Source organism: Pseudosulfitobacter pseudonitzschiae, from assembly GCF_900129395.1.
Taxonomy (GTDB): Bacteria; Pseudomonadota; Alphaproteobacteria; order Rhodobacterales; family Rhodobacteraceae; genus Pseudosulfitobacter; species Pseudosulfitobacter pseudonitzschiae.
The window spans coordinates 711,823-728,083 of sequence record NZ_FQVP01000003.1 but is presented as its reverse complement, the minus strand read 5'-3'; the positions used below and the strand labels follow the sequence as shown (position 1 = coordinate 728,083).

Annotated in this window: 20 protein-coding genes; 8 read left to right on the top strand and 12 right to left on the bottom strand. The window is 62.3% G+C overall.

The genetic code is table 11. The features are described from left to right. Positions 1 to 165: 165 nt before the first annotated feature. On the top strand, positions 166 to 453 hold the full coding sequence (locus BUC08_RS24345; RefSeq protein ID WP_143186722.1) for a hypothetical protein: 288 nt from the start codon (positions 166 to 168) through the stop codon (positions 451 to 453). Between the two features lie 68 nt (positions 454 to 521). On the opposite strand, the gene BUC08_RS24340 is transcribed toward BUC08_RS24345, so the two are convergent. The 3 genes from BUC08_RS24340 to BUC08_RS11790 form a co-directional block, all read right to left on the bottom strand. Beyond that, a complete protein-coding gene (locus BUC08_RS24340; protein WP_143186721.1) occupies positions 522 to 1,022 on the bottom strand; it encodes a hypothetical protein in 501 nt (166 codons plus the stop codon). A gap of 701 nt (positions 1,023 to 1,723) precedes the next feature. Next, positions 1,724 to 1,990, bottom strand: coding sequence for a succinate dehydrogenase assembly factor 2 (locus BUC08_RS11795; protein WP_037923565.1), 267 nt, complete (start codon positions 1,988 to 1,990; stop codon positions 1,724 to 1,726). Then, positions 1,983 to 2,381 (bottom strand): helix-turn-helix domain-containing protein, encoded by a 399-nt coding sequence (locus BUC08_RS11790; RefSeq protein ID WP_037923567.1) that lies wholly within the window; start codon positions 2,379 to 2,381, stop codon positions 1,983 to 1,985. Before BUC08_RS11790 ends, BUC08_RS11795 begins: the two co-directional genes overlap by 8 nt. 86 nt (positions 2,382 to 2,467) lie before the next feature. Between BUC08_RS11790 and BUC08_RS11785 the strand changes: the two genes are divergently transcribed. After that, on the top strand, positions 2,468 to 3,670 hold the full coding sequence (locus BUC08_RS11785) for a pyridoxal phosphate-dependent aminotransferase (protein WP_037923569.1): 1,203 nt from the start codon (positions 2,468 to 2,470) through the stop codon (positions 3,668 to 3,670). A gap of 262 nt (positions 3,671 to 3,932) precedes the next feature. On the opposite strand, the gene BUC08_RS11780 is transcribed toward BUC08_RS11785, so the two are convergent. Both BUC08_RS11780 and BUC08_RS24170 read right to left on the bottom strand, forming a co-directional pair. After that, positions 3,933 to 4,454, bottom strand: a complete 522-nt coding sequence (locus tag BUC08_RS11780; protein ID WP_051694064.1) for a toxin-activating lysine-acyltransferase — start codon at positions 4,452 to 4,454, stop codon at positions 3,933 to 3,935. Next, positions 4,454 to 5,398 carry a Hint domain-containing protein gene (locus BUC08_RS24170; protein WP_081855337.1) on the bottom strand — a complete coding sequence of 315 codons (945 nt, stop codon included), beginning with the start codon at positions 5,396 to 5,398 and terminating at the stop codon, positions 4,454 to 4,456. The genes BUC08_RS11780 and BUC08_RS24170 overlap by 1 nt, the downstream gene beginning before the upstream one ends. A 425-nt stretch (positions 5,399 to 5,823) precedes the next feature. On the opposite strand from BUC08_RS24170, the gene BUC08_RS11770 reads away from it, so the two are divergent. After that, entirely contained in the window at positions 5,824 to 7,116 is a 1,293-nt protein-coding gene (locus tag BUC08_RS11770) for an alpha/beta hydrolase family protein (protein WP_037923571.1), read from the top strand. Beyond that, positions 7,113 to 7,994: an alpha/beta fold hydrolase gene (locus BUC08_RS11765; protein WP_037923573.1), complete on the top strand. Its 882-nt coding sequence runs from the start codon at positions 7,113 to 7,115 to the stop codon at positions 7,992 to 7,994. The genes BUC08_RS11770 and BUC08_RS11765 overlap by 4 nt, the downstream gene beginning before the upstream one ends. A 282-nt stretch (positions 7,995 to 8,276) precedes the next feature. Here BUC08_RS11765 and BUC08_RS11760 read toward each other — a convergent pair whose 3' ends face one another. Continuing rightward, a complete protein-coding gene (locus BUC08_RS11760) occupies positions 8,277 to 8,894 on the bottom strand; it encodes a LysE family transporter (protein WP_037923575.1) in 618 nt (205 codons plus the stop codon). A 594-nt stretch (positions 8,895 to 9,488) separates the two neighbouring features. Next, a complete protein-coding gene (locus BUC08_RS11755; protein WP_037923578.1) occupies positions 9,489 to 9,947 on the bottom strand; it encodes a hypothetical protein in 459 nt (152 codons plus the stop codon). An 81-nt stretch (positions 9,948 to 10,028) separates the two neighbouring features. Here BUC08_RS11755 and BUC08_RS11750 point away from each other — a divergent pair, with 81 nt between their 5' ends. The 3 genes from BUC08_RS11750 (at position 10,029) to BUC08_RS11740 (ending at position 12,428) form a co-directional block, all read left to right on the top strand. After that, positions 10,029 to 10,475, top strand: a complete 447-nt coding sequence (locus tag BUC08_RS11750; RefSeq protein ID WP_037923581.1) for a MarR family winged helix-turn-helix transcriptional regulator — start codon at positions 10,029 to 10,031, stop codon at positions 10,473 to 10,475. A 208-nt stretch (positions 10,476 to 10,683) separates the two neighbouring features. Beyond that, a complete protein-coding gene (locus BUC08_RS11745; RefSeq protein ID WP_037923583.1) occupies positions 10,684 to 11,664 on the top strand; it encodes a M23 family metallopeptidase in 981 nt (326 codons plus the stop codon). Between the two features lie 212 nt (positions 11,665 to 11,876). Next, positions 11,877 to 12,428, top strand: a complete 552-nt coding sequence (locus tag BUC08_RS11740; RefSeq protein WP_037923586.1) for a 2OG-Fe(II) oxygenase — start codon at positions 11,877 to 11,879, stop codon at positions 12,426 to 12,428. Positions 12,429 to 12,497: 69 nt separating this feature from the next. Here the strand turns inward: BUC08_RS11740 and BUC08_RS11735 are convergent, their stop codons facing one another. From BUC08_RS11735 to BUC08_RS11715, 5 genes are all read right to left on the bottom strand, one after another. Then, a complete protein-coding gene (locus tag BUC08_RS11735; RefSeq protein ID WP_037923589.1) occupies positions 12,498 to 12,827 on the bottom strand; it encodes a hypothetical protein in 330 nt (109 codons plus the stop codon). A 24-nt stretch (positions 12,828 to 12,851) separates the two neighbouring features. Then, entirely contained in the window at positions 12,852 to 13,586 is a 735-nt protein-coding gene (locus BUC08_RS11730) for a Hint domain-containing protein (protein WP_051694069.1), read from the bottom strand. A 29-nt stretch (positions 13,587 to 13,615) separates the two neighbouring features. Next, positions 13,616 to 14,392, bottom strand: a complete 777-nt coding sequence (locus BUC08_RS24605) for a hypothetical protein (RefSeq protein ID WP_037923591.1) — start codon at positions 14,390 to 14,392, stop codon at positions 13,616 to 13,618. Next, on the bottom strand, positions 14,389 to 14,907 hold the full coding sequence (locus BUC08_RS11720; protein WP_037923594.1) for a sigma-70 family RNA polymerase sigma factor: 519 nt from the start codon (positions 14,905 to 14,907) through the stop codon (positions 14,389 to 14,391). Before BUC08_RS11720 ends, BUC08_RS24605 begins: the two co-directional genes overlap by 4 nt. Before the next feature lie 71 nt (positions 14,908 to 14,978). Continuing rightward, positions 14,979 to 15,491 carry a cell wall hydrolase gene (locus tag BUC08_RS11715; protein ID WP_073194213.1) on the bottom strand — a complete coding sequence of 171 codons (513 nt, stop codon included), beginning with the start codon at positions 15,489 to 15,491 and terminating at the stop codon, positions 14,979 to 14,981. A 290-nt stretch (positions 15,492 to 15,781) separates the two neighbouring features. Between BUC08_RS11715 and BUC08_RS11705 the strand changes: the two genes are divergently transcribed. Then, positions 15,782 to 16,180: a SpoIIAA family protein gene (locus tag BUC08_RS11705; RefSeq protein ID WP_037923599.1), complete on the top strand. Its 399-nt coding sequence runs from the start codon at positions 15,782 to 15,784 to the stop codon at positions 16,178 to 16,180. The last annotated feature ends 81 nt before the right edge of the window (positions 16,181 to 16,261 follow it).

Below are 16,261 nucleotides of genomic sequence, written 5' to 3'. Positions count from 1 at the left end.
AAACATGGGCAACGGCGGGATGACCCCCGCCCAGAAACTGAGAATGGCCGCGTAAATTCTACGACCAAGCCCCCGCAAAAACGGGGGGATTACCGATGGTTTTGCAAAGTCGTGGTTAGTGGGCCGCCTTTATAGGGCGAAAGGCCCAAAGCAGCCGTTGGCCAGATGTCCAAGCGCTGCGATGCGGCTTCCCCGAAGCAGATCTTCGACACATTGTGCAGCATTTTTTGTTTGCCGAAGGTCAGCAGTGCGGGACTTAGCGAGCTTTCGCTGCGGACGCCCGAATGTCAGCTTTCGGAATTTTCTTTCGAAACGGAAACCCCTTCGATAGCTCGCTTGGTTGACCTTGGTGTTCCAGAATATCGTGTCAAAGATATTCTTCGAGGCGTGCTTGGACAGACCTTTACCATAGAGGAAGATAATCGCCGTATTTACGGAAGGCTGGTGTCGTAGTTAGCCGCTCTTCTTCAAGGACTCTCGTTGTGACTAAGGGACGACTGGGGGCAAAGCAGATCTCAATTCTAAACCTGAGAGAGGCTGAAATTCAACGGGCCTCTCTTCAAAAAGTGTTCTGAATATGGATATAGGTTGTTCTCATAAAGATATGAAATAGCGGGGAGATTGTATATGCCATCATTAGGATAGTAAGCCATTTCGTGTGAAAGCGCGTCCACCCAAATTTCATCTTCTTCATCAACTAACCACCAGCCATTAGGAAGTTCTCCGGCTTTAGCAATGCCCGGAGATTTGAAAACAGGTAATTTTTTCTCATCGTCTGTTAAATCTCTCTCCCCAACTATATTAATTTCGGGTTCTTTTAGGAGATACCTTAAGGGAAATTTTAGTGCAGTGCGTATACTTAAGCCAGCCAGTTCTGCTTCGGGATCACGTAGTGGGTGAGAAAAAATCTTGTCATATAGAAGTATGATCTCTCCTTCATTTTGGAGAGAATGAGTGCAAACGCCATAAACCAAACCTGGCTTCAACGACAAAGAAATTATTTTACCAACTAACTTCTTCATTTAATCCAACCCAAACTTACCCAAGTGCTCCCTCCCAAAGGTGTCAGCGAGAGAATGAAGTGGGTTACTTTTCGCAATTGAATTTATCGCATTATCTAAATTTTTCAACCCTATACGCCCTTGTTGTTGGTTCTAGCTTTCAAGCCAATCTAATTTCGCGGGTGTAGCGAAAGTTGGAAAGCCGACCCAGCGAACCTTGATCTTGGGACTGCTAAGCAGAATATCATACTCAGGGCATGCTTTCCGCATGACGACGATCCAAGGTGAGGAAGGAATGCGCATGTCTTGAACGACCGCTTGGTTCAGGTCGACAATTTGACATTGCAACCGCAGCGAATGTCCGCATTCCGCCCTTCCCGTCTATGCCCGACAGCATGCTGCGCCCCGGGGGCGATTGTCTTGCAAGGGTTGAAACCAGTCATCCGGTTGGTCTCGCCGAGGCCTGCAAGCCAACAAATCCGCTTGGTACTCCGGCACGAGCCTGCTGTGAGCACTTATTGAGCAACCACACGAGGGCAGCGCCCGACCGCGGGTGGGCGCCGATACCTTGGTTCATGCCACTTTATCTATCCGCTTTGGCGTGCGGGTGACAAAGTGCAAGACGGTGAGAAAGCGCCCGCCCATGGGGCGGTCGGGCGCTGCCCGGCGGCTCTTCGAGCCTTGAATCCGGGCTTTGGTGGAAGGCAGCTTGGTCCCCCCCCCTACCCCGTCTCCCCCTGAAACTGCAGCGAAATCCGCCCGATCAGCGCTCTGAACCGCTCGGGCGCCTCCGCCTGTCCCGTGACCCACTGGTACAGGTCCTGATCGTTCTCGTTCAGCATGTCGTCATACAACGTCAGTGCGGCGTCATCCATCGTGTGCAGCGTGTCGTCGGCGTAGGCGGACAGGATGATGTCCATTTCCTTGATCCCGCGCCGCATGGAGCGCATCTTGAGCCGTTTCAGGCGGTGTTCGTGGCGTTCAGACATCGGGGGTTTCCTGTACGATCTGGCGCAGGGTTTTCTCCATGCGGGCGACCTGTTCGGCCTTGGCCACCAGGTCGGCGCGCAGGGTGCGCAGGTCGGCCAGCAGCAGGCGCATGTCGCGGGGCAGCGGGTCCTCGTCGGGGGCGGGCAGGCCGTCGCCTTCGCCGTTGATCAGCCACATCATGGACACGTTGAGCAGCCCCGCCATCATCGACAGGCGGTTGGCGCGGGGCTCTGAGCGGTCGTCTTCCCAGCCGCGCACGGTGGACAGGCGCACGCCCAGGCGGCGGGCCAGTTCCTTTTGGCTCAGATCTGCGGCTTCGCGGGCGGCGGCCACGCGGTCGCCAAAGGTGGCGGCGTCCTGGCTGTACCAGTCTGTGCTGTCGTCGGTCATGTCATGTCCCTCTTTGTTAACGTGCTTGAACGCGGATCGCCCCGCGCATATGAGTCCCGGTATAATCCCAGACCTGCGAGGCTCAGATGAAACTGCTTTCAACGACACTCGAGCGCGTCAAGCCATCTCCGACCATAGCCGTAACAAACAAGGCGGCGGAATTGAAGGCTGCTGGGCGGGATATCATCGGTTTGGGTGCCGGGGAGCCGGATTTCGACACGCCGCAGCACATCAAGGACGCGGCGGTGGTGGCGATTGCCCTGGGCAAGACCAAGTATACGGCCGTTGATGGCATCCCCGAGCTGAAGCAGGCGATTTGCGCCAAGTTCAAGCGGGACAACGGGCTGGATTACGTGCCCGCGCAGGTCAGCGTGTCCTCGGGTGGCAAGCAGGTGTTGTACAACGCGCTGATGGCGACGCTGAACGAAGGCGACGAGGTGGTGATCCCTGCGCCCTATTGGGTGAGCTATCCCGACATGGTGTTGCTGGCCGGGGGCACGCCGGTGGTGGCCGAGGCGTCGTTGCAGACGGGGTTCAAGCTGACCGCGGACCAGCTGGAGGCGGCGATCACGCCCCGGACCAAGTGGTTCCTGTTCAACTCGCCGTCGAACCCGACGGGCGCGGGATACAGCCGGGACGAGTTGAAGGCGCTGACCGATGTGCTGATGCGGCATCCGCATGTCTGGGTGATGTCGGATGATATGTACGAGCATCTGGCCTATGACGGGTTCGAGTTCTGCACCCCCGTGCAGGTGGAGCCGCGTCTGTACGACCGCACGCTGACGGTGAACGGGGTGTCCAAGGCCTATGCGATGACCGGCTGGCGGATCGGGTATGCGGCAGGCCCGCAAGAGTTGATCGGGGCGATGCGCAAGGTGCAGTCGCAATCCACGTCGAACCCCTGTTCGATCAGCCAATGGGCGGCGGTCGAGGCGCTGAACGGGCCGCATGATTTCATCGCCGAGAACAACGCGGCATTCGTGCGGCGGCGCAACCTGGTGGTCGAGATGCTGAATGCGGCCGAGGGGGTTTCCTGCCCGGTGCCGGAGGGGGCGTTTTACGTTTATCCGTCGATTGCCGGGTTGATTGGCAAGACCAGCCCTGCCGGGGTCAAGATTGTCGATGACGAGGCGTTCGCCACGGCGCTGCTGGAGGAAACCGGCGTTGCAGTGGTGTTTGGTGCGGCGTTTGGGTTGAGCCCGAATTTCCGGGTCAGCTATGCGACGTCGGACGCGGCGCTGAAAGAGGCGTGCACGCGGATACAGGGGTTTTGTGCGGCTTTGCGTTGAGGAAGCAAATTAACGGCGCCACACAGGGCAGCGCCCGACCGCGGGTGGGCATCATGAGGTTGGTGGGTGCCACTTTATTTCTATTCTTTGGCGTGTGGGTGATGAACCGCAATACGGTGAGGAAGCGCCCGCCCATGGGGCGGTCGGGCGCTGCCCGGCGGTGCTGCGCACCTTGACTCCGGGCTTTGGTGGATAACCATCTTGTCCCGCATCGCCGCACCTCAGCCCTGCGATGCGCGGCTTTGTGGCCGACCCTGCCCTCTTACCCACCACCCTCAAGAAATGCGGCCTCGGAGACCACCCGTGCCTTGTCGTCGGGGCGGGTCAGGTCGATTGTCACGATCCTGCGGGTGGTCTGGTCGGCGCCTACGCGGCGGAAGCGGAAGGACGTGTCCGCGAACTGGCCCGGCACCATGACCCAGCGGGTGATGCTGGCGGCCAGCCCCTTGTAGGGCGCGATCATGTCGATCAGCCAGAGCCGGTCGCCCGAGTGCCAGTCCTCGGGGTCGAGCAGCGCGCCCGACACGTATTTGCGCTCGGCCTCGGCGCTCATCCACGCCCATGTGATCAGCCCGCGCGGCACGCCGTCAAAGCGGAAGATCCGGTATTGGTCCAGTGCGAGGGGTGTCTCGAAGGCCGAGCGCAGGTTGGCCATGGTCATGCGCTGGTGCCAGTCGCTGCGAAAGGCCAGGAACAGGAAATCGCCATAGACGCGCAACCTGGCGTCTGTTGGCGTTTCGCTTTCGGGCAGGGCCACGCCTGCGGTGTCGGTCAGGGTGGGCATCAGTGGACCTCGGGGCGCAAAACGGCGGCCTCGGCAACCTTGACCGAGGACCGGGCAGCGGGGCCGAAGCCTGCGGGATCGGTAAAGAGCGCCGGGAAAAGCGCCGCCAGTTCGTCGCGCACCGGCTGGTCGAAGGCGTCCATGACATAGTCGCCGGGGAAAAAGCTTTCGGTCGGGGCGCCGTTGGTCACCATGATTTCGTGATGGTCGAACAGCACGTGAAAATATTCCACATCGTCCAGATCATGGGCGATGGTGATGTCCAGATCGTTGACAAGGCTTTTGGCGGGGACCAGCACTTCGGGCTGGCCGAAATGCAGTTCGGCCTTCCAGCCGGTGACCAGCACGCGGTGCTGTGGCGAGACCACCAGCGCCTCATCCGGGCAGCGCGGCCCCAAGGCCCCTGCGGCCAGCCGGATCGGGCGCAGGTCGGGCGCGCGGTCCAGATCGCGCCGGGTCAGCCGCCGCGATCCAAGCCAGCGGATCGGTTGCAGCCCTGAATCCAGCGTGCGCACCCGGTCGCCCACTTGCAGATCCTCGACCGGCACGCGCCCCTGTGCGGTGTCGATGCGGGTGCCGCGCAGGACGCAGATGGCGATGTTGATCACCACGCGATCCGCGTCCGAATTCAAGCCGCGGAAGCCGGTGACGGTGAATTCGACGGTCTGGCTGGACCCCGATGCGATGACCGCCGCCTGGTTGATGGTAAAGGTGAACTGGCCGGTGCGGGTGTTAAAGCTGAGCGTGCCGTATTTGTTCGTGCTCAGGGCCGAGAACTGATAGCTTGAGGCTTCGCCGTCGCTGATGCCGTCCTGATTTACGTCTTCGTTGAAATCACCACGGACGGTGGCATCGGAAAAGGCCACGTTGAAGGTCCACTTGTCATAACCGGTGGACGCGCCTCCCGTGGAATTGCCGGAGGTTTCACTGATATTATAGGCCATAACGAACCTGCTTGCCTTCGGAGCCTGCCGCGGTGAATTTATTTCTTGAAGTTGTGCAGTGCTGTTTCAGTATCCCATAGGTTGAAAGCTGCGTCCAGTTTCTTTGCCATGACGATGTGCCGAAAACCGCCAATCGGGATGCGGGTTTGCCCCCCTATCAAAGGCAGGCGGGCGGTTGGCTGTTGCGCAGGACAGCGCCGGTGCACCAAAGCCCGGCATCGCGGTCCGGCACGCCGCCGGCCGCGTGGCTTTGGCCGCGTTCCGGCGGATCTGCGCGCGGCTTCACACCTGCTTTGGCCGTAAGGTCACGGGTTGATCGCTGCGGGGCCCCTTGTCACAGTGACGGCGCGTCAGCCGATGGCGGCGCATCAGGGCTTGGGGTATGGTCCCTCGGCTTCGGGACGAGACAGAGAGGGAGACCTGTCATGACCACCACCTTGAAATCCGTGACGCTGGGGCTTGCCGGCATGGGCGCCGCCGGGATGCTGTGTGCCAACCCGATTGACCAGATCCGTCCCGATGCGCCTGAGTTGGCGCCTTATGGTGACCATGTGATCGGCGTGCAGACGCTGGAGTTTACCCATGCGGGACAGGTCGACATCCTGAACACCACGGCGGACAACGCCCCCACCTATGACCGCCCGCTGACGGTCGAAGTGTGGTATCCCGCCGCCGCAGGCACCGCGCCGGGGGGCGAATATGTCACCACCCTGCGCGACGGCAAACGGCAGGCGACGCTGACGGGGCGCGCGGCGCGCGATGCGGCACCGGTGGAGGATGCGCTGTTTCCCCTGATCGTGATCAGCCACGGCTATCCCGGCAACCGGTTCCTGATGAGCCATCTGGGCGAGAACCTGGCGTCCAAGGGCTATGTCACCGTGTCGATCGACCACACCGACAGCACCTATTCCGACAAGGGCGCGTTTGGGTCGACCCTGTTGAACCGGCCCATTGACCAGAAGTTCGTCATCGACGCGATGGCGTCGCTGAACGGGCCGCTGGGCGCGATCATTGATGGCGATACGGTTGGCGTGATCGGCTATTCCATGGGCGGCTATGGGGCGATGATCTTTGGCGGTGCGGGTGTGACACAGGCGTCGACGGAATACAGCTGGGGCACGCCGAACGGGTTGCTGGCGGCGCATCTGGCGGGGTCGGAGAGCCACGAGGCGCTGGTGGATGACCGGGTCAAGGCGATCATTGCCATCGGGCCGTGGGGCAACAACACAGGGTTCTGGGATGCCCAAGGGCTGGCGGGGTTCCGCAAGCCGCTGATGCTGATGGCAGGCAGCGTGGACGACACATCGGTCTATGAGGCGATCCGGGGCATTTTCGACGGCACCACCGGCACGGACCGGCATTTGCTGACCTTTGACAATGCCGGCCACAATGCCGCCGCGCCGATGCCTGCACCCCGCGAAAGCTGGGGCATCGACGAAGGGCTGGGCTATGCGCCGTTCGAGCATTACGCGGATGCGGTCTGGGACACCAACCGGATGAACAACATCGCCCAGCATTTTGCCACGGCGTTCATGGATGTGCATCTGAAGGGTGCGGTGGACAAGGCCGCGTATTTCGACCTTGTGCCGGTGTCGGGCGACGGGGTTGTGGCGCTGGATGATGCGGGCAAGCCGACCGATGAGCATACCTATTGGACCGGGTTCAGGGCAGGCACCGCCGCCGGTCTGCGGTTCGAGAGCAAGGCCAAGGGAGAATGACCATGCAGGCGGGGATGCGCGATCTGAATGGGCAGCCGTTTTACGTGCGCACCTGGGGCGACCCTGCCCTGCCCCGGTTGCTGTTGTTGCACGGGTTTCCCGAATATGGCGGCGCGTGGGACGACTTTGCCCCGCTGCTGGCCGAGCGGTATCACGTGATCGCCCCCGACCAGCGCGGATACGGGCGCAGTTGGGCACCGGCGGATGTGGGGGCGTATACCGCGTCTGCGCTGGTGTCGGACATGGTGGCGCTGATCGGTGACGACGGGCCGGTGACGGTGCTGGGGCATGACTGGGGCGCCGGGGTGGCCTATGCGCTGGCGTTCATGGACCCGGAGCTGGTGTCGCGGCTGATCATTGCCAACGGGGTGCACCCCGCCCCCTTTCAGCGCGAGATGGCCAAGGGTGGCAGGCAGTCCGAGGCGTCGCAATACATCAACTATCTGCGCGCCGAAGGGTCCGAGGACCGGCTGGCGGCCAATGACTTTGAGAAGCTGATCGCGCTGTTCTCGGCCAAGATGGATATGTCATGGCTGAAGGGCGACGTGCTGGCGCGGTACAAGGAAGCCTGGGGGCGTCCGGGGCGGCTGCGCGGGATGATCAACTGGTATCGCGCCTCGCCCCTGGTGGTGGCCGATCCGGGGGTGCCGGTGACCGATCTGCGCCCGATGCAGGTGGCGCGGTTGCAGGTGCGCTGTCCGCATCTGCTGATCTGGGCGGCGGGCGATGTGGCGTTGATGCCCGAGGCGACCGAGGGGCTGGAGGAATACGCGCCGGACCTCACGCGGGTGGAGATTGCCGATGCGGACCACTGGCTGTTCCACCAGAAGCCACATGAGATTGCCGGTGTGGTTCTGGATTGGCTGGAGCAGGTTTAGGCTGTGGGTGCGCCGGATGACCTTGGTTTGCACCTCATCACCCGAGATAGGATGGCATAGCGGGCCTTTGCGCAGATCGCGGTGAAAGGCGGGTTTGCGGCCTTCTTTCCGAACTAGGTCGGCGCGGCACTTCTGTGTCGGCGCTTGTGGCCCTTAGGCGACCTTCAGGATCGCACTGCGTTGCTGCCGCGCAGCCAGCCAAAGCTGCCCTGGCTGCAAATGCGATACGTGTTGAGGGTCGAAGTTCGACTGTGCGGACAAAGCGAACGTGCCCGAAAACGGTTATTTTTGCGACAGCAACAGCCGGAAACCGAACCCCGCGAAAAACAGGCCCGTGATGCCATCGATAACTCGGCGTCCCCTGAGATAAGCTGAACTGATACCGGGACGAGCGAGGACGAGAGCGACCAGAGCATACCAGGCGACGGACACCATGACCATGACGGACACCGCGGCAAGCCCATCTGTCCAGGCGGCATCGATGGGCAACGCCGTCGCGAAGATGCTTGTCACGAAAATGGCGGACTTGGGATTGGCAAGGTTCGTCATGAGCCCAAGCCGATATGCCCCGCCGATCTCGACCGGTTTCACCGCGGATCGGGCGATGCGCGAGGTTGACGAGCTGCGGGTTGACCAAAGCAGCCGCACACCGAGAAAAACCAGATAGGCACCGCCCCCCAGCTTCAGCAGGAGATAGGTCGTGGGCACGGCAGAAAACATGGCGCTAATTCCGAGCCACCCTGCAAAGCCCCAGACCAATGTTCCGGTGGCGACGCCTGCAACTGCCGCAAGTGCCGCCATGCGGCTTCCTGAGAGTGCCGACTGTGCAACCACGAAGAAATTCGGTCCGGGTGTGGCCGCTGCAATCGCCCATATCCCAGCAATTGTTAGAAGATACATATCACGTGCCTTTCAATCGACGACGGACGCAATGGCAGTTCTGACATCGAAGCCAACACCGGACAAGCGCTACATCTTGCCGTTCCGGCAAGAAAGGCGCGACGGTGTAATGCGGCGACGCATTGGGTCGTGCGCTGGGCTGACAGCGGTCGACTGCTGCGAACGGCCCAGAGCCGACTTTCGGGCCTGCCGCAGCAGATGACTGCTCCCAGCCCGAAGCGGACGCGCCGCTGCCGGATCGAAATTGCGATAGGTGACATTCGCTGCGCAGCGCATGAACTGGTAAGGTGCGGACTTTGCTGCCGTTTGAATTGGAGTGCTAAGCCGCGCATCGTCGGGCCGATGTGCGGCGATCGGACCTTGGTGTCTGGCACTTTATGGCAGCCAAGCACATCCGAGCTATCGGTCACGCGCAACAGAAGCCAAATCGCCGCGCCGTGGGGCGGCCCGTCATGTCGAAGACATGCCTTGGGCATGATGCGCGGCGGCCTGCGGTCTTGAATCCGCGCGGGGGATTGCGGAAAGGGCTCTGACCTGCCGCTCGGGGGATTAGATCAAGGCCCGTTTTGGTCTGTTCCACCTCAATGAAAGACATCATGCGCCATTGGCGTCAGGGTGCCCTGCCCGTCTGCGCGACAACCGCTGTCCATCGCGCATGTTGAGGCTCAACATGGTGATGTTGGCGGCACCGGCGATCAACTCGATCGCCTGGATCACATAAAAGTCCATATCAAAGGCGCCGGTTCGCGCCTTGAAGGAGAGGTACAGCGCTGAAGGTATCAAGATGAGCAAGCCGTTGGCCGCAATGATTGGCATTCGCTTTTTCTTGGCCACAATCAACGGGCCACGCATGTGTTTCCCCAAGCTGAAACCTGAACCGCCCGCTGCCATCAGGGCAGGAACCAGGATGAAGAAGCCGTAGGGAACCAACGTTTTGACCATTCTGACCGCCTGCTCTCCGGCAAATGCTTCTGACCAAACGGTAGCGAGCCAGAAACTCAGGATCGTTACCAGTGCAACGGTACCCGCAATTGGATGAATTAACTTGGACATGACAAATTTCCTCGACATCGTTTTTATATAGCAAGCTATTTATCACTTGAATAGCAAGCTATGCAAGTGGTATGAAGCGTCATGTCATTTGCGAAGGATCAGTCGGCGGGATACCTCGCAAACCACATGGCGCGCGTTTTCGCCAAGGGGCTGGCCGCGCGGATCAAGCCGCTGGGCCTGACCACCGGCACTTTCCCCGCACTTCTGGAGCTTTGGGACACTGACGGGCTGACGCAGAAGCAGCTCGTTGATCGGCTTGATATCGAGCAGGCGACAATGGCCAATACATTGGCGCGTATGGAGCGGGATGGTTTGGTTGTTCGCAAAAAGGATTCGAACGATGGACGGGTCCAGCGCATCTGGCTGACCGATCGTGCTCGCGCGTTGCGAGGGCCGGCCATTTCGGCGGCGCAAGACGAAAATGCGGTACGGCTTGCTGGTCTCACCCAAGATGAAAAACGCCAATTCGTCGCGCTGATGCACAAGGTCCTGAAAACCAAAAGTCCTAAGGAACCGGGAGATGCGTGAAACGCAAATTCCGCAACGCCGACGTCCGTGCCCTTTGCAGCATCGGTGAACGTGGGTTCAAACCGGACTTGCGGCGGCACAGCGCAGTCGGCCATAGCCAAGCCAGGCCGAGATTGCATGCGCAGCGACCCGCTCAGTGGACCGACCGGCGCGTTGCGGGCGGTTCGTATCTGGCCGAGGGTGCGATCAGACAAAGACGGAGAAAGACATGATTCGCGTATTCGCTGCGACCTTGGCTCTGGTCGGCCTGTCGGTCGCCGCACAGGCTGATCCGATGTCGGCAGGGCAGCGGACGGCGGAGCGGTTGTTGCGTGGGGATGTGGGTGCAATCTGGTCGGCATTGACGCCGGAGATGCAGGAGAGCTTTGGATCGGCGCAGAACCTGGCCGCGTTGCGTGACGACCTTTTGGCCGGTTTCGGAAACGAAGACGCCATCCTGACCGAACGCACGGACGTGCAGGCGCGCCACGATGTCTATACGCGTGTCTCGCGCTGGACAGAGACATCGGAGCCGCTGGAGCTTGTCATCGTCTTCGACGACGCGGAACGGATCGCGGGATTCTCCCTGAGACCCAAGCCCGTCGCCGCACCGAGCCCGTTTCTGGATTACGAGACCAGGGCGACGCTGCGGCTGCCGGTCGATGGAGATTGGTTCGTTTACTGGGGCGGACGCGACATCGATGACAATTACCATGCCGTGGATGTGGGGCAGCGGTTTGCCCTGGACCTGCTGGTCATGCGGGATGGGCAAAGCCATTCGGGCGATCCGTCGCAGCTGGAAAGCTACCATTGCTGGGGACAGGCGATCCTGGCACCTGCGGAGGGTGTCGTGGTGGGGGCCGTCGATGGCCTGCCGGATCAGGCCATCGGCGCGTCCGACCCGGCGAACCCGGTCGGCAACCATGTCGTCATTGATTTCGGGAACGAGGAATACGGGTTCCTTGCGCATCTGCAGCACGGCAGCCTTCGCGTTGCGAAAGGCGATGTCGTGACGGCGGGTCAGGAAATCGGCCTGTGTGGGAACAGCGGAAACTCGTCCGAGCCGCATCTGCATTTTCACATGCAGACGCAACCGGGGCTGGGCCAGGGTGAGGGCCTGCCGGCGCAGTTCACGCACTATCGGGCAGACGGTGTGCGGGTCGACCGAGGCGAGCCCCGGAAGGGGGAAACCATCCAGCCTGCCGAATGACCGCCCTGCCCGCATCGCGGCCCATTGGTTCACAAACTCCCACGCGCGACGTCCAGCTTACGTAACCCCCCAAACACGCGCAGGATTTCGCCTGTCTGCCCCCCTCGGGACAATCGAATTTTCGGACAGGGATGCGGCGCGGTGCTATGATGCGCGACCGCCTGTCTGGCCCTGTTTCGGGGGCCGGCGCACCCTTTTGAAAGATCCAAAGAATGCTTTCCATGCATACGATTCCGCAGGCCTTTAGCGTCGGCGAATGCGACGCGATCGTGGCTGCGATATCGCAAGCCCCCAGTGACCCCGCCCTGCTGGTCGGGCGCAACCGGGACCACAACATGCGCAGTGCCGATCTGGTGTGGACCGACGAGGTCGAGGGGCTGGCTTGGGTGATGGACCGGCTGATTGATCTGGTGCGGGTGGCGAACCGCGATCACTTTGGGTTTGACCTGACGGCCTTCGAGGAAAGCCCGCAGGTGGCGATCTACCGCGCCAGTGCGGCGGGGCATTTCGTGTGGCATTCGGACATTGGCGGCGGGCCGATCTCGGCCAAGCGCAAGCTGACGCTGGTGCTGCAACTGTCGCAGCCCGAGGATTACGAAGGCGGCACGCTGGAGGTGATGCCGGGCGCGCAGGTGCTGGAGGCCAGTCGCGCGCAGGGCTGTGTGACCGTGTTCCCCAGCTTTATGCTGCACCAGGTGACGCCGGTGCGCAGCGGCGTGCGCCATTCGTTGACGGTCTGGGCGCACGGGCCTGCGTTCCGGTGAAACTGTAACCCACCACCACGCCTGCGCGCGACGGTGGGACATGGCGCGCAGGCGGTTTCGCCGTTCGTATCAGCGCAGCAATTTGCCGCGCGGTGGGGACTGGCGCATTTTGTCCAGAAGTGCGGTTTTCAGCAGCTCGCTGTGTCCGATCAGGCTCTGGTCCTTGCAGACCGACCGCGCGATGGCGTCGGCGTTGGCAAAGTCATAGCCGAAATCCACCAGGTCCTGGACAAAGTGGCCTTCGGGGGCGTCCCAGATCGTGGCCTGCAGCGGGCCGCGGTAGCAGGCGATGCGGATGGGCTGTTGCGCGCCCAGCGCTGATCGGCCGCTTTCGGCCGCCAACACAGGCTGCGCGGTGAATGTGCCGACGACAAGCGCGGCAAGCACGAGAGATTTCATGATGGTCTCCTGACGGGACACTGCCTAGCCGATTTCGAATGCGGCCAGCATTTCCCTGGGTTTCAATGTAGGACGGGCAGAGGCAAATGCAGTTTGTGTGGACCTGTCTCTGTCAGGGTCGCGCAGGCAGGGAAACAGGCTGTGCAGTTCGGTTTGCACGCGACGTTCCATGCCATCAACCATGCGCGCGGCAGGCTGAAAGCTTTCGGTCCACAGGCCATCAGATAGCACGATTTCATGGCGTTTGAACAGGAGATGAATGTAGCTCACGCCGATGTCAGGTGCGATTTGTGTGACACCTTTGCGGGCCTTGAGACCCGTTGCGGGGACCAGCATTTCGGGTTCGCTGAACGCGACCGCCAGACCGGGACCGCGCACCAGAAAGCGGTGTTGGGGTGACACCAGCATGTCGCGGCATGGCAGGTCATCGCCCAGCGCCCCGCGTGCGATGCGGATCGGGGCCAACGCCGGTTCGGCGGCGATTTCCGCGGCGGACAATGTGCGCCGTCCGACCCAGACCACCTGTTGCATGCCGCTGTCACGGGTCAACAGATGGTCACCGGGCCGCACGTCCTGAACGGCGATGCTGCCTGCGGGGGTGTAGACGCGCGTGCCGGGGGTAAAGCAGGGCACCGGATCGCAGTCATCCTTGCCGCCGCCCCAATGCGGCGGGTGCCAGGGCTTCCACCAGTGGAACCAGTGCCATTTGGCGTGCCCCGGTAGGCGCGAAAACGTGCAGTGTTTGAAGTTCAGGGTCATGGCAGCGGTCCGTGAGAGGGAAGCGGAAATTACGCGGGTGTGAACGAGGCCATCAGTTGCGTGGCGTCGTCGTCCAGCGGGTCGCGGGCCTGGCGGCCGATCAGCACATAATCGGCGCCGCCGTGACGGAACCATGCGCCCCTGCCGTCGGCCAGTGTCAGGCGGCTGGGCGCGTGGGGGGCGTCGTCCTGTGCCTGTGCGACATAGAGGGTCACCATGCCGTCGGCGCCTGCGTCGAATGTCATCAGCACCGACGCGCCGCTGTCCGAGGGGATCACCTGCGTGTCGCGCAGGACCCATGTCGCGGGGTGACCGGGCAGCGACAGGCCCGCCAGACGTTTGATTTCGGCCAGATCGACCGAAGTGTCTTCGTCCATCGAGGCCATGTTGAGGCGCAGTTCGGCCAGGGCGTTGGCGCGCAGGGCTTCGCCGATCAGGTCGTCGCCCGCGCGCGGGCTGGTCGCGAAAGGCAGCAGCGTCAGCCCCGCCACAAGGACGACCGAGGCCAGCGAGACGCCAAAGCCGAAGCCCACGGCCATCCGGCTGAACGCCTTGGGTTCGGGCGCTGTCGGCAGCGGTCCCGGCAGCGTCGGGTAGTCACCCAGCACCTTGCGCAGGCCCAGCGCCAGAAGCAGCTCTTCGCGTTCGGCGATGTGGCGAAAGGTTTCGGCGGCGGCCTGCGGCTGGTCGGCCAGCACGCGGGCGACGGTGATCCGGTCCTCGACGTCCAGCGTGTCGTTGGCAAAGTCCAGCATCAGGTCCGGGCGCAGAGCGGTCTGATCCTGCGGCGCGTTGTGATCGGTCATGGTTTGGGTCCTTTCACCATTTCGATGGCGGGGTCGTTTTCAAAGGCGCGCAGGCGCTGGCGGGCGCGGGCCAGCCGTGACAGCAGGGTGCCCATGGCGATGCCTTCGAGGTCGGCGGCGTCGCGGCAGCTGAGCCCGTCGATGGCCACCAGTTGCAGGGCGCGGCGCTGGTCGGGGGGCAGATGGGCAAAGGCGGCGCGGATCTGGGCCAGCCGGACCTGCATGTCCTGCATCGCCGGTTGGTGGTCGTCCTTGATCCATTGCAAGGCGTCCTCGCGGCCTGCGCGCGCCTGTGCGGTGCGGCGCAGGTCGATCAGGCGGCGGCGCATGATCTGGAACAGCCATGCGCGCAGGCCCTCGGGGTCCTTCAGCAGGTCCCGGTTTTCCAGCGCGCGCAGCACCGTTTCCTGCACCAGATCGTCACGCATCGCCGGATCACGCGTCAGCATCATCGCGAACCGGCGCAAATCGCCCATCACGTTCGTGATCGCCTGAGGAAAGGGTGCCTGTGTCATATGAGAGTAACGGAGCCGCGGCGGGGTTTAATCCGCGCGGCTTCAAATTTTTTTCGCGGGTGTCGCCCGCCCTAGCCCTGGAACGCCGGAAGCGGGAACGGCGAGGTCACATCCTCGGGGCGGCGCTTTTCGTAGAACGCGTTGCCGCCGGTGGTCACCACGTAGTGCATGTTGTTGTAGGAGGTCTGATACCACGCCGCGTGAAAGAACTTTGCGCGTTCGATCTTGGGGTGTCTTTCGCCGGCGTAGACCGACAGCGCCGCCTCTCTGGCGAGTGTGGCAGAGGGGCCGGACATTGTCTTGGTCATCACGCCGGGGGCGAACTGGTTCGGCTGGCCGACCACGCCGCAGACGGTATTGGGGAAGGCATCCGAGCCCACGCGGTTCATCACCACGGTGCCGACCGCGATCATGCCGTCGCGGCTGGAGCGGTGGGATTCGAAATACATGGCCCGTGCCAGGCATTCGACCTCGGCCGCGGGGGCCGCTGTCCGCGTGTCACGACCGCCGCACCCGGCGAGCACCGCCAGGCTGGCCAGAATGGCGATGATCCGTCCTGTGGAGTTCCACTGCTGCAAATTCACGGGCGTCCCTGCGCTATGGCTTTTGTTCTGATTGCGGGGCAATCTTTCAGCAATACCTGCGCGCAGGCAAGAGCGCCGCGCGGCTTTTCCGCGCGCAATGGCCCCCGCCCTGCGCGACAGGCCCAAGTCGGCAGATGTCCGCTTGCAGGCAAGGGGATGCCGATGCGGTTTCGGCGGTGGTTGCGCGCGGGGCCGCTGTGGTATGCTGCGGGTGACGCCCTGCCCTGCGCCCCCGTGCAACGACAGGGCAACGTGCCTGTCTTGTCCACCTAACAGAAAGGCCTGATACCATGATGACTGTGACCAAGCCGGCGGCCAACCGTGTCGATGTCATTCTGTCCGGTCCATTGGATTCCGAGATGATGGGCGATGCGCTGGACCGGATCATCGCCGCGTCTGAGGATGTCAGGAACGGGCAGATGCTGTTTGCCATCGAACGTTTCGAGATGCCGACGATGGGGGCCTGGGCGGCAGAGCTGGTGCGGGTGCCAAGTTTGATGGCGGCGGTGATGCGGTTTGACCGCTGTGCGGTGCTGTCGGATGTGGCGTGGCTGCGGACGACGGCAGAGATCGAGGGCAAGGTGATTCCGTCGCTGGAGATCAAGAGCTTTGCGCTGGCGCAGGGGGATGCGGCGGAGGCGTGGCTGTCGGGGGAGGACGCGGATGAAGACGAGAATTTTCCGGTCTAGCGGCGCGTTGTGTCCGGGCATTGGGCCGCCCTGCCTGCCCGCGTGATGTGCGCGCAGCGGTTGCTTGCGGCGCATGGTCTC

Excerpts from the sequence above, each read along its gene's own strand:
- BUC08_RS24345 (WP_143186722.1), top strand. The coding sequence starts at position 166 with ATGTCCAAGCGCTGCGATGCGGCTTCCCCGAAGCAGATCTTCGACACA.
- BUC08_RS24340 (WP_143186721.1), bottom strand. The coding sequence starts at position 1,022 with ATGAAGAAGTTAGTTGGTAAAATAATTTCTTTGTCGTTGAAGCCAGGT.
- BUC08_RS11795 (WP_037923565.1), bottom strand. The coding sequence starts at position 1,990 with ATGTCTGAACGCCACGAACACCGCCTGAAACGGCTCAAGATGCGCTCC.
- BUC08_RS11790 (WP_037923567.1), bottom strand. The coding sequence starts at position 2,381 with ATGACCGACGACAGCACAGACTGGTACAGCCAGGACGCCGCCACCTTT.
- BUC08_RS11785 (WP_037923569.1), top strand. The coding sequence starts at position 2,468 with ATGAAACTGCTTTCAACGACACTCGAGCGCGTCAAGCCATCTCCGACC.
- BUC08_RS11780 (WP_051694064.1), bottom strand. The coding sequence starts at position 4,454 with ATGCCCACCCTGACCGACACCGCAGGCGTGGCCCTGCCCGAAAGCGAA.
- BUC08_RS24170 (WP_081855337.1), bottom strand. The coding sequence starts at position 5,398 with ATGGCCTATAATATCAGTGAAACCTCCGGCAATTCCACGGGAGGCGCG.
- BUC08_RS11770 (WP_037923571.1), top strand. The coding sequence starts at position 5,824 with ATGACCACCACCTTGAAATCCGTGACGCTGGGGCTTGCCGGCATGGGC.
- BUC08_RS11765 (WP_037923573.1), top strand. The coding sequence starts at position 7,113 with ATGACCATGCAGGCGGGGATGCGCGATCTGAATGGGCAGCCGTTTTAC.
- BUC08_RS11760 (WP_037923575.1), bottom strand. The coding sequence starts at position 8,894 with ATGTATCTTCTAACAATTGCTGGGATATGGGCGATTGCAGCGGCCACA.
- BUC08_RS11755 (WP_037923578.1), bottom strand. The coding sequence starts at position 9,947 with ATGTCCAAGTTAATTCATCCAATTGCGGGTACCGTTGCACTGGTAACG.
- BUC08_RS11750 (WP_037923581.1), top strand. The coding sequence starts at position 10,029 with ATGTCATTTGCGAAGGATCAGTCGGCGGGATACCTCGCAAACCACATG.
- BUC08_RS11745 (WP_037923583.1), top strand. The coding sequence starts at position 10,684 with ATGATTCGCGTATTCGCTGCGACCTTGGCTCTGGTCGGCCTGTCGGTC.
- BUC08_RS11740 (WP_037923586.1), top strand. The coding sequence starts at position 11,877 with ATGCTTTCCATGCATACGATTCCGCAGGCCTTTAGCGTCGGCGAATGC.
- BUC08_RS11735 (WP_037923589.1), bottom strand. The coding sequence starts at position 12,827 with ATGAAATCTCTCGTGCTTGCCGCGCTTGTCGTCGGCACATTCACCGCG.
- BUC08_RS11730 (WP_051694069.1), bottom strand. The coding sequence starts at position 13,586 with ATGACCCTGAACTTCAAACACTGCACGTTTTCGCGCCTACCGGGGCAC.
- BUC08_RS24605 (WP_037923591.1), bottom strand. The coding sequence starts at position 14,392 with ATGACCGATCACAACGCGCCGCAGGATCAGACCGCTCTGCGCCCGGAC.
- BUC08_RS11720 (WP_037923594.1), bottom strand. The coding sequence starts at position 14,907 with ATGACACAGGCACCCTTTCCTCAGGCGATCACGAACGTGATGGGCGAT.
- BUC08_RS11705 (WP_037923599.1), top strand. The coding sequence starts at position 15,782 with ATGATGACTGTGACCAAGCCGGCGGCCAACCGTGTCGATGTCATTCTG.